The sequence below is a fragment of the Negativicutes bacterium genome (assembly GCA_018052945.1).
Classification (GTDB): Bacteria; Bacillota; Negativicutes; order JAGPMH01; family JAGPMH01; genus JAGPMH01.
Genome location: JAGPMH010000036.1, coordinates 1 through 17276 on the forward strand (window position 1 = coordinate 1; position 17276 = coordinate 17276).

Annotated in this window: 18 protein-coding genes; 3 read left to right on the forward strand and 15 right to left on the reverse strand. The window is 35.3% G+C overall.

The features are described from left to right. The 10 genes from tadA to KBI38_06280 all read right to left on the reverse strand — a co-directional run. Positions 1–1088, reverse strand: a 1088-nt coding sequence (gene tadA, locus KBI38_06235) for a Flp pilus assembly complex ATPase component TadA (GenBank protein MBP8629655.1), incomplete at its 3' end; no start/stop codon positions are given. Positions 1089–1264: 176 nt separating this feature from the next. Further along, positions 1265–2116, reverse strand: coding sequence for a shikimate dehydrogenase (locus KBI38_06240; GenBank protein MBP8629656.1), 852 nt, complete (start codon positions 2114–2116; stop codon positions 1265–1267). A 12-nt stretch (positions 2117–2128) separates the two neighbouring features. Continuing rightward, positions 2129–3655, reverse strand: coding sequence for a YifB family Mg chelatase-like AAA ATPase (locus KBI38_06245; GenBank protein ID MBP8629657.1), 1527 nt, complete (start codon positions 3653–3655; stop codon positions 2129–2131). 36 nt (positions 3656–3691) lie between these two features. Next, positions 3692–4249, reverse strand: coding sequence for a UbiX family flavin prenyltransferase (locus KBI38_06250; GenBank protein ID MBP8629658.1), 558 nt, complete (start codon positions 4247–4249; stop codon positions 3692–3694). 11 nt (positions 4250–4260) lie between these two features. Continuing rightward, positions 4261–4617 carry a YraN family protein gene (locus KBI38_06255; GenBank protein ID MBP8629659.1) on the reverse strand — a complete coding sequence of 119 codons (357 nt, stop codon included), beginning with the start codon at positions 4615–4617 and terminating at the stop codon, positions 4261–4263. 74 nt (positions 4618–4691) lie between these two features. Then, positions 4692–4994, reverse strand: coding sequence for an EscU/YscU/HrcU family type III secretion system export apparatus switch protein (locus KBI38_06260; protein MBP8629660.1), 303 nt, complete (start codon positions 4992–4994; stop codon positions 4692–4694). A gap of 4 nt (positions 4995–4998) precedes the next feature. Further along, on the reverse strand, positions 4999–7260 hold the full coding sequence (locus KBI38_06265; GenBank protein MBP8629661.1) for a hypothetical protein: 2262 nt from the start codon (positions 7258–7260) through the stop codon (positions 4999–5001). Positions 7261–7265: 5 nt separating this feature from the next. Beyond that, entirely contained in the window at positions 7266–8030 is a 765-nt protein-coding gene (locus KBI38_06270; GenBank protein MBP8629662.1) for a ribonuclease HII, read from the reverse strand. Positions 8031–8129: 99 nt separating this feature from the next. After that, on the reverse strand, positions 8130–8309 hold the full coding sequence (rpmF, locus tag KBI38_06275; GenBank protein MBP8629663.1) for a 50S ribosomal protein L32: 180 nt from the start codon (positions 8307–8309) through the stop codon (positions 8130–8132). A gap of 43 nt (positions 8310–8352) precedes the next feature. Continuing rightward, complete coding sequence (locus KBI38_06280; GenBank protein MBP8629664.1) at positions 8353–8850, reverse strand: DUF177 domain-containing protein; 498 nt, start codon at positions 8848–8850, stop codon at positions 8353–8355. A gap of 147 nt (positions 8851–8997) precedes the next feature. Between KBI38_06280 and KBI38_06285 the strand changes: the two genes are divergently transcribed. Next, positions 8998–10224, forward strand: coding sequence for a nucleotidyltransferase (locus KBI38_06285; protein MBP8629665.1), 1227 nt, complete (start codon positions 8998–9000; stop codon positions 10222–10224). On the opposite strand, the gene KBI38_06290 is transcribed toward KBI38_06285, so the two are convergent. The 4 genes from KBI38_06290 to rsmD are packed head-to-tail and all read right to left on the reverse strand — an operon-like array spanning position 10202 to position 12573. Further along, the gene (locus tag KBI38_06290; protein ID MBP8629666.1) at positions 10202–10987 is read right to left on the reverse strand and encodes a patatin-like phospholipase family protein; all 786 of its coding nucleotides are present in this window, start codon (positions 10985–10987) and stop codon (positions 10202–10204) included. The genes KBI38_06285 and KBI38_06290 overlap by 23 nt on opposite strands. 54 nt (positions 10988–11041) lie before the next feature. Next, positions 11042–11494: an ATPase gene (locus KBI38_06295; protein ID MBP8629667.1), complete on the reverse strand. Its 453-nt coding sequence runs from the start codon at positions 11492–11494 to the stop codon at positions 11042–11044. 20 nt (positions 11495–11514) lie between these two features. After that, positions 11515–11997 (reverse strand): pantetheine-phosphate adenylyltransferase, encoded by a 483-nt coding sequence (gene coaD / locus KBI38_06300; protein MBP8629668.1) that lies wholly within the window; start codon positions 11995–11997, stop codon positions 11515–11517. Between the two features lie 15 nt (positions 11998–12012). After that, positions 12013–12573, reverse strand: coding sequence for a 16S rRNA (guanine(966)-N(2))-methyltransferase RsmD (gene rsmD / locus KBI38_06305; GenBank protein MBP8629669.1), 561 nt, complete (start codon positions 12571–12573; stop codon positions 12013–12015). Positions 12574–12695: 122 nt separating this feature from the next. On the opposite strand from rsmD, the gene KBI38_06310 reads away from it, so the two are divergent. Then, positions 12696–14354 carry a DUF4127 family protein gene (locus tag KBI38_06310; GenBank protein ID MBP8629670.1) on the forward strand — a complete coding sequence of 553 codons (1659 nt, stop codon included), beginning with the start codon at positions 12696–12698 and terminating at the stop codon, positions 14352–14354. Positions 14355–14423: 69 nt separating this feature from the next. Further along, positions 14424–16562 carry a PBP1A family penicillin-binding protein gene (locus KBI38_06315; protein ID MBP8629671.1) on the forward strand — a complete coding sequence of 713 codons (2139 nt, stop codon included), beginning with the start codon at positions 14424–14426 and terminating at the stop codon, positions 16560–16562. Positions 16563–16804: 242 nt separating this feature from the next. On the opposite strand, the gene KBI38_06320 is transcribed toward KBI38_06315, so the two are convergent. Continuing rightward, a partial coding sequence (locus tag KBI38_06320; protein ID MBP8629672.1) for a flavodoxin family protein occupies positions 16805–17276 on the reverse strand: 472 nt, incomplete at its 5' end.

The window sequence follows — 17276 nt, forward strand, 5'->3', positions numbered from 1 at the left end:
AAGCGATATTCGGTAGGATCTTCCACTGTAATAATATTTTTTGTCGGTTTATTAAGCCCCGTTAAAGTTGAATACAAGGTTGTGGTCTTACCACTACCGGTCGGGCCCGTTACTAAAATCATCCCGTAAGATTGGCTATAAAGTTTTTTATAAGCTGCAAGGTTTTTTTCTGCAAAGCCCAATCTCTTTATATCAACAATGACTGAAGCTCGATCTAAAATCCTCAGTACGATTTTTTCGCCAATAACAGTCGGCAAACTGGAAACCCTAATATCAATTTCTCGATCACCTTCACGAAAATTAATCCTACCATCTTGCGGTAGTCTCTTTTCAGCAATGTCAAGTTCGCTCATAATTTTCAAACGAGAAATAAGCAAGGCATGTGTCTTTATCGGAAAGGAAAAAGCTTCTCGCAATTCCCCATCAATTCTATAACGAACTCTCAGATTATTATCAGTCGGCTCTACATGAATATCGCTGGCGCGTTCTTTTATGGCTTGACTGATAATCGAGTTTACAATACTAATAACCGGTGCATCATCTGCTGATTGCATTTCGGTAATGCTAGCAAGGTCTTCCGGCTTAACAATACTACTAGCTTTATCAACCAATGCTCTAACACCATAAGCTTCTTTGATGGCCCGCAAAATTTCTTTTTCAGTCGCAATAACAGGCTCTACATCCAAGCCACTAATAGTTCTAACATCATCAATTGCATAAAAGTTAGTAGGATCAGTCATCGCCAAGGTTAAATGTCTACCTACTTTTTTGATTGGAATAATAGTATAACGCTCTGCTAATGGTTGCGGAATTAGTGCTGCTACATCAGAATCTATTTTAGTGTCTTTCAACATAATATGTGGTATTCCAAGCTGAAATTCTAAGACCTCAATTAAGCTTTCTTCGGTCACATATCCTAAATTTATTAAAGTCTTGCCTAATCTTTCACCGGTTTTATTTTGAACCGTCAAAGCCTTTTCAAGTTTTTCTTGATCTAATAGCCCTGAATCAATCAATAAATCGCCAAGTCGTTTTTTCTTAGTTCCTGTCAAACCATCATCACCTTGCCTTACTACAACTAATAACATTATCTAGGTCTTTTTTCTTATTGTTCAAGTTATAAGTTTTTCGCCTTTTCCATGACAATTCCTGCTTTAATCTTTATTTTTCTGTTTTTTATTAGTAAAAACCCTATTTTCTTATGTATCTTTAATTCTGTATTGCTATTTTAAATTCCTGCCTTAGTTGTATAATTATTACATTATTATAGATTTACACAATTATTTAACTCTTTTAACATCAGTGCTGTCGACGGTTTTTGCCCGGTCCACAATTCAAAAGCTAAGGCTCCTTGCTCAACCAACATCCCTGCTCCGTTAACAATTTTATGTCCATGTTTTTCGGCATTTTTTAGAAATTTCGTTTTAGCCGGAGTATAGATTAAATCACTAATCACAACATTTTTTTGTAATAAACTCCAATCTAGTGGCGGTTCTCTATCAATCATTTTATGCATTCCCAGTGGCGTCGAGTTTATAACCAAGTGACATTGACGCAAAGCTTTTTTAAAGGGAATTGAATCCCAATCCAAAGCTTTTACGGCACCATAATCTGTAAATATTTCCGCTAAATCCTTTGCTTTAACTACATTTCTTGCACCAATAGTAATTGAGGTAACACCTTGTTCTAACAGTCCCCAAATTACGGCTCTAGCAGCTCCACCAGCACCATAAAGCACCACTTCTTTCCCTTTAAGCTCAACATTTTCATTATACAGCGACTTAATATAGCCCCCAGCATCAGTATTGTAACCAATTAATTTTTCCTCACTGATTACAATCGTATTTACGGCGCCAACCATTCTGGCACTTTGATCAATTTCATCTAAATATTGAATAACATTAACCTTGTGCGGAATAGTAACATTAATCCCACAAAAGCCAAGCGCCTTCAAACCACTTATCGCCTGCCCTAAATTCTCCGGCAATACCGGCATCGCAATATAGTTATAATCAAGCCCGAGTTCCTGTAAAGCTGCGTTTTGCATTACTGGAGACAACGAGTGTTCTACCGGACAACCAATAATCCCTAAATTTTTTGTTTTACCCGTTATTATCATATATACCCTCTATTCATAATTTGTATTATTGCCACTACGCAATTGAATTGCTTCTGCAATGTGATTTTCTGTAATATCAGTACTGCCAGCTAGGTCAGCAATAGTCTGTCCCACCTTGATAATGCGGTCATAACTTCTGGCGCTAAGTTTCATTTTGTCAAAAGCTTGCCCTAAAAGTTCTTGCGCCTTTGCCGTTAGTTTACAATTCTTTTTAATCTGAGTATGACTCATCTGTGCATTACAATTTATTTTATATGGTGTAAGTCGCTGTTGCTGAATTTTCCTTGCTACTTCAACTCGTTGACGAATTTCAAGAGAGCTTTCCGTCGGTTTATTGCCGACAAACTCATTATATTCAAGCCTTGGCACATTAATTTGCAAATCAATTCGATCCAACAATGGCCCTGACATTTTCTTCACATATCTTCTAATTTCATTAGGAGTACAACTACAAGAATTACTATTATCACCAAACTTACCACACGGGCAAGGATTGGTACTGGCTATTAACATTAAGTTCGCCGGATAATTAACAGTAATATTAGCTCTAGTAATACTAACACTGCCGTCTTCCAACGGTTGCCTTAAAACTTCCAACGTATTTTTCGAAAATTCTAAGACCTCATCTAAAAATAACACGCCATTATGACTTAAGGTAACTTCGCCCGGCTTAGGATATTTCCCTCCGCCAATTAATCCAATATCAGAAATAGTATGGTGGGGATTTCTAAAGGGACGCACCAACATTAAACCTTCCTGGTCACTAAGCAAACCGGCAACACTATAGATTTTTGTTACTTCCAAGGCTTCAGTTATCGTCATCGTCGGTAAAATAGAATTTATTCGCTTTGCCAACATCGTTTTGCCAGAACCCGGCGGACCGGTCATTAAAACATTATGCCCACCGGCCGCAGCAATTTCTAAGGCACGTTTTGCTTGAAATTGCCCTTGAACATCAGCAAAATCTTCGCCAGTATTTTCAATTCTAAATTCAATATTGTTTTTCCTTACCGGTTCAAGCATTGTTTCACCTTTTAAAAATGAAATAAGCTCCCTCAAGGTCTCAATCGCATAAACCTCTAAGCCTTGCACCAAAACTGCTTCTTGCATATTCTGTGGTGCTACAAACAGTTTTTTCAAACCCTTCTCCTGTGCATTGACCGCCATCGGTAATAAACCATTGACACCGCGCAACTTTCCATCTAGTGATAATTCTGCCACAAACATCGCTTGCTGATAAGACTGTGGAGTAATTTCCATACTTGCGGCCATTAAACCGACCGCAATAGGTAAATCCAACCCCGAACTATCCTTCTTTAAATCAGCGGGTGCTAAGTTAATCGTAATTTTCTTGGTGGGGAATTTATAACCGGAATTTTTTATCGCCGCTTTTACTCTTTCTCTTGATTCTCTAACTGCCGTATCGGGTAATCCCACAATTTCTAAACAAGGAATACCATTTGCCATATCAACCTCAACATTTATTAGCACACCATTTACTCCAATAGTATTACTGCCATAGGTTTCAACAAACATAATACGCCTCCAGATTCAAATTACCGTACTTTTTTTCTACAACCCCTTCCATCTAACAAATAAATTATGTTCAATTCCTAATGAATCACAAATTTTGCCTACCATCATATCTACTAATTCCTCTAAGGTTGTAGGCTTATGATAAAAACCCGGAGCCGCAGGGATAATCCGCACTCCTATTTTTGATAGCTTAAGCATATTTTCTAAATGGATGGCATTTAGCGGTGTCTCGCGCGGTACTAATAAGAGCGGTCTATTTTCCTTTAACATTACATCGGCCGCTCTAATTAGCAAATTGTCTGAAATACCATTTGCAATGCACCCTAAAGTTTTCATCGAGCACGGCAACACAACCATCGCATCAGTTTTAAACGAACCACTAGCAATACTAGCGCCAATATTATCAACCTCGTGAATCGCCGTTACTGTAGCAGCTAAATCACTTTTAGTTACTCCACATTCATACTCTAAAACCTGCCAGCCACTAGCAGTAGCCACAACATGCACTTCGCAGTTTTGTTCCAATAATACCTCTATTAATCTAGTAGCATAAATCGAGCCACTAGCACCTGTAATACCTATTATTATTTTCATTTTTAACACCTCTAAGCCCAAAACGCATCTTCAATATGATTGATTTTACTGGTATTATCTCTTAAGTAAACTTCAATCACATCAAAGCGACAAGGACCATCTTCTTTATTATGACGCAACAAATATTGTCTGGCCACCTTGATAATTTTTTGCTGTTTTTTTAAGTTAACAGCTGCTGCCGGCACACCATATAAGTCACTTATTCTCGTTTTTACTTCAGCAAAAATAATAACCTTGCCTTTTTGTGCAATAATATCAATTTCACCACATCTTAACTGGTAATTAACTGCAAGAATTTTATAGCCTTGTTGCTTTAAAAATTGTTGCGCTTTTTCTTCACCTAATTTGCCATAAGTAATTTTATCCATAGCATTACCTCTTAAATTATAAATTCACTAAAAAAAGACAACTTCCTTTAAGGAAATTGTCTTTTTTTATATTTTTATCTTTTTTTATATTTTGTATCCATCGAATAAACATAAGCCAACACTTCCGCTACCGCTTTATATAAATCCGGCGGAATCTCTTTATCAAGTTCCACTGCCATTAACATACTGGCTAAGGTTTTATTTTGATAAACCGGAATGGAATTTTGCAATGCTGTATTTAAAATATTTTCCGCAATTAACCCTTGCCCTTTCGCTACAACCTTCGGGGCAACAGAATTTTCTTTATCATATTTTAAAGCAATGGCCTTAGTGGGCTTTTCAGCTCCTAGTTCCTCATTTTTTTCTATCTTTTCCATAAAATCATCGCTCACTTATCTTAAAAACTTTAACCTCAGTTAAATTAAACGGCATCTCTGTTAACGCAGTTTGTACTTGTGAAAAATTTTCATTAAAGTCTTTAACAAACTCATCTTCCGCTAAAGCTATTCTTAAATTAAGTTTATCATTTTCATAAAGCCTAAAGACAATTTCTACCGCACCGATGTTTTCCGTTAATAAACAAATTCGCAACCAAGTTTCATACTCTTGATTAGCATAAGGATTTTTCCCATTTTCTTTTTCATGATAAATATGAAAGTAAGCCGGATAATTTTGTTCGTTTTCTCCCATATAAAGCGGTAACATAAACGACATTGATTTTTGATTATTGCCTACCTCATTTTCGTTTTGTAGCGCACTCCGTAAAATAGTACTAAAATCATGTAGCGACTTCGCCGCTGCTTTTAATTGTTCAGCTGGCAAATCAGCAACTTCTGCCAAATCACTTAACTGCGCCATAATCCATAATTTAGGTAAATCTTCAGCTTTATTTTTAACCGCTGCTTGCTTAATACTAAGCGGTGTGAAATCCTCACATAACTTTAATAATTTATTAAATTGTTCTACTTCCTCAGGCTTTAACTGTGCCTTATTATTTAAAAATTGCTTTAAAGCTACTTCTTGCTCCGGCGATATCGTTTTAGTTGTCAGTAGTTGTTGCGCTAGGTTTTTCAGCACATTGGTTAATTCTTTCGGATCAAGAACAAAACCAAAATTTTTACTTAATGAAATATTTTCATTTTGTGTCGGTTCGCCAACTGTCTGCCCTGGTTGTTTTATTGCCCCTTCTTGTTCCGGAGTAAGTTTAAAGATATTCTTTTCTGGTGGCAACCCTTTATTGCTTTTATCACTAAAAAGTTGATTAGTTTCAACATTATCTTTATTGTCTGTTAACAGTGTAAAATCCTCACATAACTTTAATAATTTATTAAATTGTTCTACTTCCTCAGGCTTTAACTGTGCCTTATTATTTAAAAATTGCTTTAAAGCTACTTCTTGCTCCGGCGATATCGTTTTAGTTGTCAGTAGTTGTTGCGCTAGGTTTTTCAGCACATTGGTTAATTCTTTCGGATCAAGAACAAAACCAAAATTTTTACTTAATGAAATATTTTCATTTTGTGTCGGTTCGCCAACTGTCTGCCCTGGTTGTTTTATTGCCTTTTCTTGTTCCGGAGTAAGTTTAAAGATATTCTTTTCTGGTGGCAACTCTTTATTGCTTTTATCACTAAAAAGTTGATTAGTTTCAACATTATCTTTATTGTCTGTTAAGAGTGTAGCATCATTGCTGTTTTTACTGTTGGCACTTTGCTGTTGTTTTACATCATTGCCAGCTTCATTCTTAGTCGGCACCACAAGCTCCGGTTCAGTACTTTCGCTCAAAACAGTATTATTTTTCAAAGAGTTTTGTTCAACCTCTTTAAAAATAGGTTGAGACACTGTTTCCTTGGCAGTAAAGCTTAGACTCTGCTCCTCTGCCAAAACCACCCCACTTTGTTGAGTTTGTACAAAATTTTTCTCATTACTTGGACTAACCAAGGCTTTTAATACTGCTTTTAAGTCCGGTGGTAATTTTTTAGCAAGCTCATTTTCCGCTAAATTATTTTCTCCCATGCTAAAATTTTGTTTTAACACATTCGGAACCTCTTTATTATTCTCTAAAAGCTTAGTAGCTAACTTACTGATGTTTACAGCATTAAAAAATTTACCGTCTTGATTGTCTATTTGTTTTAAATTACTTAATAATGTTTTTAATTGTGGCGACAGCAAATTATCTTCTGCTGTCACAGCATTTCCTTCAACTTGATTTTGCGCTGCAATATTACTTAAAATTTTTAATAATTTTGATAAAATATTAGTTTGATCAATACTGGCTTTTTGTCCTTGTAACAAATTAGCCAAACCTTGCTCTAAATTATTTGTGCTGGCAAAGCCATTTTGTAAAATGTCCATTAACTGCTTTTGCAATTCCGGTGGTAAACTGTTTAGACTTTTCTGGGTAGCCGTACTTAAATTACTTAAAACCTCTAACATAATTTGCACAGAGCTCCCAAAACTGATTGGGGTTTGAGGCTGAAACGGAATATTTTTGTTGCCGGCATCAGCAGTAAAATCCTTAGCGATAACCGGTCTAAATAATTGTCGCTTCACATTTTCATTAGCGCCAACACCATTTATCTCATTTTTCACAATATTATCAGTTGATATTTTACTATCAGTTTTGGTTGTAACGGTTTTAAGATTCATTTTCATCACTCCCAAGATTTTATCGGTTCGAAGCTTTTTCGATGTGCCGGACAAGGTCCATATTTTTTAATCGCCGCGATATGCTCCGCCGTTCCATAGCCTTTATGTTTGGCAAATCCATACACAGGATATTCTTTGTCGAGTTCTGCCATATATAAATCTCGTTCAACTTTAGCGACAATTGAGGCTGCGGCAATCGAAGCGCTCAACGCATCGCCTTTAATAATTGATTTTGAGGGCATCTTTAATTGCGGTAATTTGACCGCATCAATTAAAACACCTTGCGGCTTAGGGTTAAGTTTCTCTAGCACTTGATACATCCCCCACATCGTCGCTTGCAAGATATTCATCTCATCAATCTTAGCGGGCTCTACTAAAATAGATTCAACCGCAATTGCATTTTTTCTTATTTGTTCATATATCGTAACTCTTTGACTTTCTGTTAACTTTTTAGAATCGTTTATTTTATCTAATTTCAAGCCTAACGGTAAAATAACTGCTGCTACCGAAACCGGCCCCACTAACGGACCACGTCCAGCTTCATCCACTCCAGCAACTATTTCAATCCCCTCTTGCTTAAATTCATTTTCATAATCATATAATTTAGCTATTCTTTCTTCTTCTAATATTAACTTTTGTTTATTTTTTTCCCATTTTTCTAATGCCTTTTTAACAGAAACTCTATTATCTGATTTTATCATTCTTAAAAAATCATCTTCTAAGGATTCTTGTTTTAATAAATTTTCTATTTCCTTAACGGTTAAAGTCATCTTTTATCCCCTAACTAACATTTTACTGCTATTTTAGCTTATAAAAAAATAAAAGCAAGATATAAGTTATCAACTCACATCTTGCTCATATTATATAAATTATGCTTCTTTAGCTACTACAACCTTACCATTGTAATGTCCACATTCAGGACAAACACGGTGTGGCATTTTTGGTTCATGACATTGCGGACATGCAATAAGACCAGGAACAGTTAGTTTCCAGTTAGCACGACGTTTATCACGACGAGCTTTAGACGTTTTACGCTTAGGTACTGCCATTTATTACACCTCCTTAAGTTAAAAATAAGGCACTAGCCTATTCTTATTTTTTGAAAAAATCTTGTAATGCTGCAAGTCTAGGATCCATAACATGACGATCACAATTACAATCTGTTTCATTCAGATTAGCACCGCATTTAAGACACAATCCTCGACACTCAGGACTACATATATTATTTAGTGGTTGTGCTAATAATATAGTTTCGCGAACTACATCTGAAATATCTATTTCATCACCACTAAATTCAATAGCATCTTCTTTTTCAATATCTTTGTCATCTTGATACTCTTCTGAAAGCTCTATTTCTTGACTTAAAACATAACTTTCCAAGCATCTGTCACATTGATATTTACTGCTAAATCTTATCAAACCTTCAACAGCATAGGCACAGCCCGTGTTAACAATACTTCCGGTTATTGCAATGTCGCTACAATCAACAAAAATATTATTAACATCGATGTTTTCAGCAGAAGTGATAAATTTAAATTGAAAATTTTCCCCGGCTGATTCCCTAGGTTGTATTACATTTATCTTCATCATATTCCACCTCAACCTCAATCTATTATAGCTACCTTAACAAGGTTTGTCAAGAAATTATGTTGGCAGGTTATTACTTTATAAAATAACTATACAAAAATATTTTTCCCCAGTAAAATTATAGATATCTATCTGCAAAGGAAGAATATTATGACTACAGGTATTATAGCTGAATATAATCCATTTCACAATGGGCATAAATATCAGATTAATAAAATTAAAGAAAAATTTAATAGTCCTATTATTTGCGTTATGAGTGGTAATTTTGTACAACGTGGTGATATGGCAGTTTTTAATAAGTGGCAGCGTGCTGAGATGGCTATAAAAGGCGGAGCTTCCTTGGTCTTAGAATTACCGACTGTTTTTGCTGTTAGTAGTGCTGAAAATTTTGCAGCCGGTGCCGTAAGATTATTAAGTTCCTTAGGGATTGTTGATAATTTATGTTTCGGTGCCGAAACCGCCGATCAAACTTTACTGACCACTTTATCGCAAGCATTAACCCAGCCCGCTATCGCCAGTGAGTTTCAGAAAAACTTAAAGCAAGGATTACCGTACGCGCTAGCCTTAAGTAACGCCATTAACAAAATACTACGGATTGACAAAAATATATTATCAGCGCCTAACAACATTTTAGGGATAGAGTACTTAAAAGCTATTAACCAATATAAGCTCCCACTCCAGCCTTACATCATTACCCGCAAAGAAGCACAACATCATGACCAAACTATCTCCGGTGAAATCGCCAGTGCTACTGCTATTCGCAATTTTTTAACCTCACCGACTACAAATTTAGCCTCAATTAGTAAAGTTATTCCGTCTACCAGTCAAACCATCATTAAAAATTTATTACAGCACAGTCCAGCTATTCCCTCCGTTGAAAATTTAGCGCAACAGCTTTTTTATTTTTTACGCACTGCTACCAGTTTAACACTACAAGACATTCCTTATATCAGTGAAGGGTTAGAGCACAAGCTCCATAAAGCAGCGGGAACTGCTACTACTATTGAACAACTCTTATCTAACGTTAAAAGTAAGCGTTATCCCTTGACTAGATTAAAACGAATATTAATTCATTGCTTATTACAAACCAGCAAAAAAGATTTTCATAATTTCAATACAATCGGCCCGCAATATGCCAGAATTTTAGCCTTTGATGATACCGGTCGTGACTTAATAAAAACCAGCAAAAAAACTGCTACTATCCCCTTAATCTCTAAGCCAACAAAATTTATTAACAGTAATGATATTTTTCAACATCAGCTTTCACCACTACAAAAAATGTTAGCCATTGATATTAAAGCTACTGATATTTATAATTTAAGCCAAAATAAACCTTCAGGTGCTGATTTTGTCACTAGTCCACTTTATTGTACTTAGCAATAAGTTCTGTTATGGTTGGTAACATTTCCTTAGTGGCAATTTCTCCTAAAGCTACCGCTTCTTCCATATAGTCAAAAGAACTTGGTGAAATATGACCAACATCAGGTCTAATCATTACCACCTTGTCATCATTTATCCTGTTCTTCATCAGTTCATGTTCCATAATATCGATAGATTTTATAATAACATCAAAAAAATTATTTATTTTGCAAAAAGTACTGGCATACGATAAGTCTACGGCAATAACAATATCTGCACCATTATTAAACGCAATATCAATCGGCGTTGGATTCACTACCGCCCCATCAACCAATAACATTTCGCCTTTTTGATAAGGCATAAACACTCCGGGAATAGAAATACTGGCTCTTACAGCTTCCGCAACACTACCTTCACTAAATACAACCTCTTCGCCAGCATTAAGATCTGCTGCCACAATTGACAGTGAAATATCAGTTTCGCTAAATTTTCTTTTTTGCGTCAATAGCTTCATAATTGTTAAAGCTTGTTCACCTGAACACAACCCCATCTTACCAATCTTAATATCAAACCAGTGTTCGCGTTTTAAGTTCATTGCCAACTTTAAAATATTGTCAGTAGTATGACCACAACAATACAATGCTCCAATTAAACTACCCATACTACAACCAACAATATGATCTATTTTTATATTTTCATCTTCCAGAACTTTTAACACGCCCACTTGCGAAATTCCTCTTAACCCACCTGAACCTAATACTACTGCAATCTTTGGTTGCATTAACTCACCTCTATGACAAAGAAAACAAGGAGCAAAGCGCCTTGTTTTTATTTTTTATGAATTTTTCTTTTGTTTAATATGTTCATGCGATTTTGTCACTGACTCTAACACATTGCTGACATTAGCAATCACATGTTGAAACACATCGTCGGCATAATTTAAAGAATCAGCCTTTAAGTCAGCTGCATTTTTCTTTGCTCGTTCCAAAATAACTTCTGCTTGTTCCGTTGCTTGTTTTACAATCGCATGTTCATTGATTAGCTTATTAGCATAATTTTTTGCTTGATCAATAATTTCTTTGGATTCTTTATTCGCTGAATCCAAAATTCTTTTTCGCTCTTTCATCAAACCTGTTGCTTCTTGAATTTCGCGAGGAAAATCATTGCGTAATTGATCTAACAATCTTACTAAATCATCTTCATCAACCATTCTCTTGTTTGTCAACGGTACCCTGTTAGAATCCAAAATCAACTGTTCAATAGAATCCAAAATTTCATCCATCGCCATTTAATAAAACACCACCTATTTTATATTTCCGCAAAATGCTTTTTTAATTTTACTTCTACATCAGGAGGGACAAGTCCTTTTATCTCGCCACCAAATCTCGCCAACTCTTTTACTCCGGTAGAACTTAAGAACGAATATTCATTGGCGGTCATCATAAAAACTGTTTCAATCTCCGGGGCAACTTTTTTCATTAATAATGCTCTTTGAAACTCATAATCAAAATCGCTAATTGCTCTAAGACCTCTAATAATAACATTACCACCTTGTTTTTTCACATACTCATTTAGTAAGCCCGAAAAGCAATCAATTTTTATGTTTTTAATATGACTGGTAGACTTTTTTATCATTTCAACACGTTCTTCCATACTAAAAACCGGCTTTTTATTAGGGTTATGAAAAACACCTACGATTAATAAGTCACACATCTGACTAGCACGTTCAAAGATGTCGATATGTCCATTAGTAACGGGGTCAAAACTGCCTGGGCATACTGCTATTTTCATTATTTTACCTCCAAATCAAGAACTGATTTTATATAAAATAAAGCTCACTATTGTTTCACCATATTTTTCACTACGACGCACTTCATAATTTGAAAAATCACTTGTTATAAGTTCATGTTTGGAATGCTCTACTACAATAATTGCTTCATCTTCTAATATCTCATTTTCTTCTAGCTTAGTTAGCGTTTTTTCCACCAACCCCTTGTTATAAGGTGGATCGCAAAAAATTAAGTTAAATTTATAATGTTCACGCGCTAATCTCCCTAAGGCGACAAAAGAATCCATTTTGTAAACTAACGCTTGCCCTTGAAGCTTGCACAAATTAACATTTTCTTTAATTGCATTAATGCTATTTTGATTTTGATCAATAAATATAGCCTTAGCAGCACCACGACTCAATGCCTCTAACCCCAAATTACCGGTGCCACCAAACAAATCTAGTACTTTAGCATCAACTACAATATCACCTAAAATATTAAACATTGATTCTTTAACGCGATCAGCAGTTGGTCTGGTATCCATCCCCTTAGGTGCTTTTAATCTAGTGCCTTTTGCTAATCCTGTTATAATTCTCATCATTATTCCCCTATTTATATATATTCAATATATTAACACATTTATCCAAACTAGTGAACTACATTTAATAAACTGTGCTAAAATAGTAAATATGTCCAATATTTTTACATTGAGGTATGACTATGAATAAAAAAATCATTATTGCCATTTTATGTTTATTATCAATGATAACAATTTATTTTTCAACAGGGTTAAAAACTATTACAGCTTATCCTGAACAACCTTATAGACTAACAGTATTATTAATGCCTCTTGACAGCCGACCGGCTTGCACAAATTTTGTCGTTGCTTTAGGTAAGATTGCCAATATTAAAGTTATAGTTCCACCGTCAGAACTCTTAGATAATTATCAACAGCCTGGCAACAAACAAGCTTTAATTAATTGGTTACAGCAGGAAAGTAGTAGTGCCGATTATGCTATTATTTCGACCGATATGTTAATTCACGGTGGTTTATTAAATTCCAGACTAGCATCCGGCTCAGTTACTGATGAAGATAACGCTATAATAGCATTACAAAATCTACACAACACTAATCCAACCTTAAAACTATTTGTTTTCAATATAATTCCTCGCCTTTGGTTACCGGATAATAACAGTGTTTATCAACAACAAATTTTGGAATACTCGAAATTAAAAGATAAAGCTCACCAAACCAAAAGTGAAACCGATTTAATCTCATTACAAAAACTTGAGCAGACTATTCCTTCAGATATTATTAACAGCTATAACGCTTTGTTTGAACGAAATTACCAACTTAACCTTAAATTACTGCAACTATTAGAAAATAAAGTTATCAGCAGTCTAGTTATTGGTCAAGATGATGGTCAACAATATGGCATATCCAATATCATTAAACAAAAATTATATCTAGCAGTAGAAACCTTAACAACTAAAGATAACGTTAACATTACTCGCGGAACAGATGAGGTTGCACTAAGTATGTTAGGTCAAATAATCGGTAAAAATACACCCTTAAAAGTTAAAGTAATCTATAATAATGACGATAGTGCTAACATCATTATGCCGTATATGCCTCATTCAGTTGATAAAACAATTCAAGAAAAACTTAAAATCGCCAATCTCCAAAGAGTTGACAATGATAACGAGGCTGACTTTATTTTGTTTGTTAATATTGGCACCAGTGATAATAAAGTTGAGCAACAACAAAGTTCTACTAAAATAAAAGAATTATTAAAAACCCCCACCAAAGTCGCTTTAGTAGACTTAAGCCAACATTTTTCAGCCACCGAAACCATACTGCCAACTTTAATTCAAAATAACATCAATATTAACCAGCTAATAGCTTATGCCGGCTGGAATACTACCAGCAATTCAATCGGCACAGCCTTAACACAAAGTTTAGCCTTTTTAAGCGAGCAAAAAGTTACCACTACTTTGCCTTATTTAAAATTGCTCTATAAGAACAATTTAACTTTTTTAGTAAACCGCTTCTATGAAGATTATTTTTATCTCAAGGAAATTCAGCCAAAACTATCGCAATACCTCACTGCACAAAACATTGACCCTGCTCACCTTAAAGATAATTATCCTTTAGCTAATAACTTTATTATTAAAGAACTATCGGCTAGTCATAATAAACTAAGCTCCAGCAAGTCGTTCCAACAAGAAATTTATATTGACTTCAATAGTAACGGCCAGCAAAATAAATACCAACTAAAAATTATTGATAATACAATAACTGCTAAATTGGCGTGGGAGAGAATTTTTGAAGTTAATTTACAAACCGACTTAACCTTATCCGGCAATCTTGAAAACTAAAATAATATTATTACCTTTAATTTTATGTTATAATATAGAGCGTATTGCATTAATACCAGGAGGGTCATAATGAACGATTATAAAGAAAAGTCACCTACTAAAAAAACTAATAAAGGCTTTAAAGTTTTCTCAATATTTGTCATTGTCATTGCTATAATTTTTGCCGGTGCAGGCTTAGGCTTTTTAACAGCCAGTTTGAATACTAAGCCGGGGTTAATTGATGATATCAGACCACCAGCGTCCTCGCAAATTTATGATATCAACGGCAAGTTGATTACCAATATTCACTCTGAGCAAAATCGCATTCCGGTTAAATTAAGCAAAGTTCCTAAAAACCTGCAAGAAGCTTTTATTGCTGTCGAAGATGCACGTTTTTATCAGCATAGCGGGATTGACCCCCGCGGTATTTTAAGAGCGGTTTGGTCAAATATCACCAATAGAGGTGTCGCTGAGGGTGGTAGTACCATCACTCAACAATTAGCAAAAAATGCTTATTTATCACAAGAACAAACCCTTAAAAGAAAAATTCAAGAAGTCTTCTTAGCATTACAAATTGAACGAAATTATACTAAAAATGAAATTTTAGAATTATATTTAAATCAAATTTATTTCGGGCAAGGTGCTTATGGCGTTGAAGCTGCTTCACAAGTTTATTTCAATAAAAATGTTGAAGACATTACTTTAGCTGAAGCTGCAATGTTAGCTGGAATTCCCAAAAGCCCTAATTATTATTCTCCATTAAATAATTTAAAAGCATCACAAGATCGTAAAAATGTTGTATTGTCTCAAATGGAGAAATATGGTTATATCAATGCCTCTAAAGCGACTGAAGCCAAAAATGAAAAGATAAATATTTCAACGAAGCACGCTCCAACCAAAGAAAGTAATCAATCAAAATTTGCTTCTTATTTTGTCGATTATGTTACTCAAATACTAGTGGAAAAATACGGTGCTGATGCAATTTATAAAGATGGTTTACAAGTCTATACAACTATTGATATGGATATGCAAACAGCCGCTGAAAATGCTATGGCTAAATTGCCAACATACCGTACCGATTCAAATAATGTCCGTCAACCACAAGGAGCCTTAGTGGCAATTGATCCGCAAACCGGTTATATCAAAGCAATGGTTGGGGGTCGAGGTGATGACCAATTTAACCGCGCAACAATGGCAGAAAGACAGCCTGGTTCTGCTTTTAAACCATTTGTTTTCTTGGCTGCCATTGAATCAAATATGTCCCCAGGAACAATTCTTGATGATTCTCCGGTAAGCTTTGGTAGTTGGTCACCGGTTAACTATAACGGCAAATTTAACGGCAAGGTTAATTTAAGAACCGTTGTAGAAAATTCACTGAATGTACCAACTGTAAAATTAACACAAGAAATAGGCGTTGATAAGCCGCTATATTATGCTGAAAAAATGGGTATTTCAACCTTAGTATTAGATGGACCACAAACCGACCGCAACTTAGCAATGGCCTTGGGAGGCTTAACTCGAGGAGTAACTCCAATGGAGTTAGCTAGTGCTTATGGTGTTTTTGCTAATCAAGGAAAACACGCTAAACCGATTGCTATTTTGAAAATATTAGATCGCAATGGGAAAGTCCTAGAACAATCCAGTATTAAAGACTCTAAAGTAATCAGTCCGGCCAGTGCTTATACCATTACTGATATGTTAAAAGGAGTAGTCACTAGAGGAACAGGTACTGCTGCTAATATCGGTCGTCCTGCTGCTGGTAAAACCGGAACTACCAGTGATTATAAAGATGCGTGGTTTGTCGGTTACACTCCAAATTTAGTGGCTTCTGTTTGGGTTGGTAACGATAATAACGAGAACCTAGCTGGCGTAACTGGCGGAGCATTACCAGCACAAATTTGGCGCTCCTTTATGGAAAAAGCCGTACAAGGCTTACCAAACCGCGATTTCAATCGTCCTGATGGTTTAGTCCTTGATTCTACCTCAATGTCACTGGATGCTTCTGAAAAACCAAAAGATGGTGAGGACAAAGACAAAACGACCGATCCAAAGAAAGAGCAAGATAAAGATAAATTAACAAAAGATGCTGATAAAAACAACACTAAAACTAATAGCGAAACTAAAGAACCTGTTATAAAAAATAATGATAATAAAGCTAGTAATCCAGCAACTTCAGCAAATGACAATGCAGGAGCTGCCGCACCACCACCCCTAGATAAAACTAATTAAAATAACAAAAAAGGACGCCTAAGGCTAGATATAAATTTAGCCTCGGGCGTCCTTTTTGTATTCTTATTTATTGTTTTTCATCCTAACAATATCAGAAATAGTATTATTACAACTTAATAAACAATAATATTTCATCAGTTATTTAAAGATTAGTTCTTGCTTAGATTATTCCCCTTTGGCTATAATTCTCCCCAATAATTCTTAAACAAATATAATAATCAAGAAATCTTGTTTTTATTATATTACCGCACAAAATTTGTATAAACTCGCTCTTCAATAATTGGCGCAGCAACACCGGCTTTCTCTCCAGCTTCTTTGCATTTTAAAAACCAAGCCATATTTTTTGCTAGGGTACGCATAATTTGTAACCCCTCCAAATCTTGTGCCACATCTTCCGGTTTAGCACCATGAATCATATTCCAATAATTTGACGAAATAATCGGCATTTGCGATATTGTAAAATATTTATTCAGCTGATCTAATGCCGCCGTTGTGCCAGCCCGTCTTGCTGAAACAATTGCCGCTGCCGGTTTTAAATAAAACAAATTTTTACCGGAGCAAGCATTAGTATAAAATACTCGATCCATAAATGATGTTATCGCGCCACTAGCGGCTGCATAATGAACCGGTGACCCAAAGATAAAACCATCAAAATTTTTAGCAATAGCTAGAAATTCATTTACTTTATCATTAAAAACACATTGACCTTTTTCT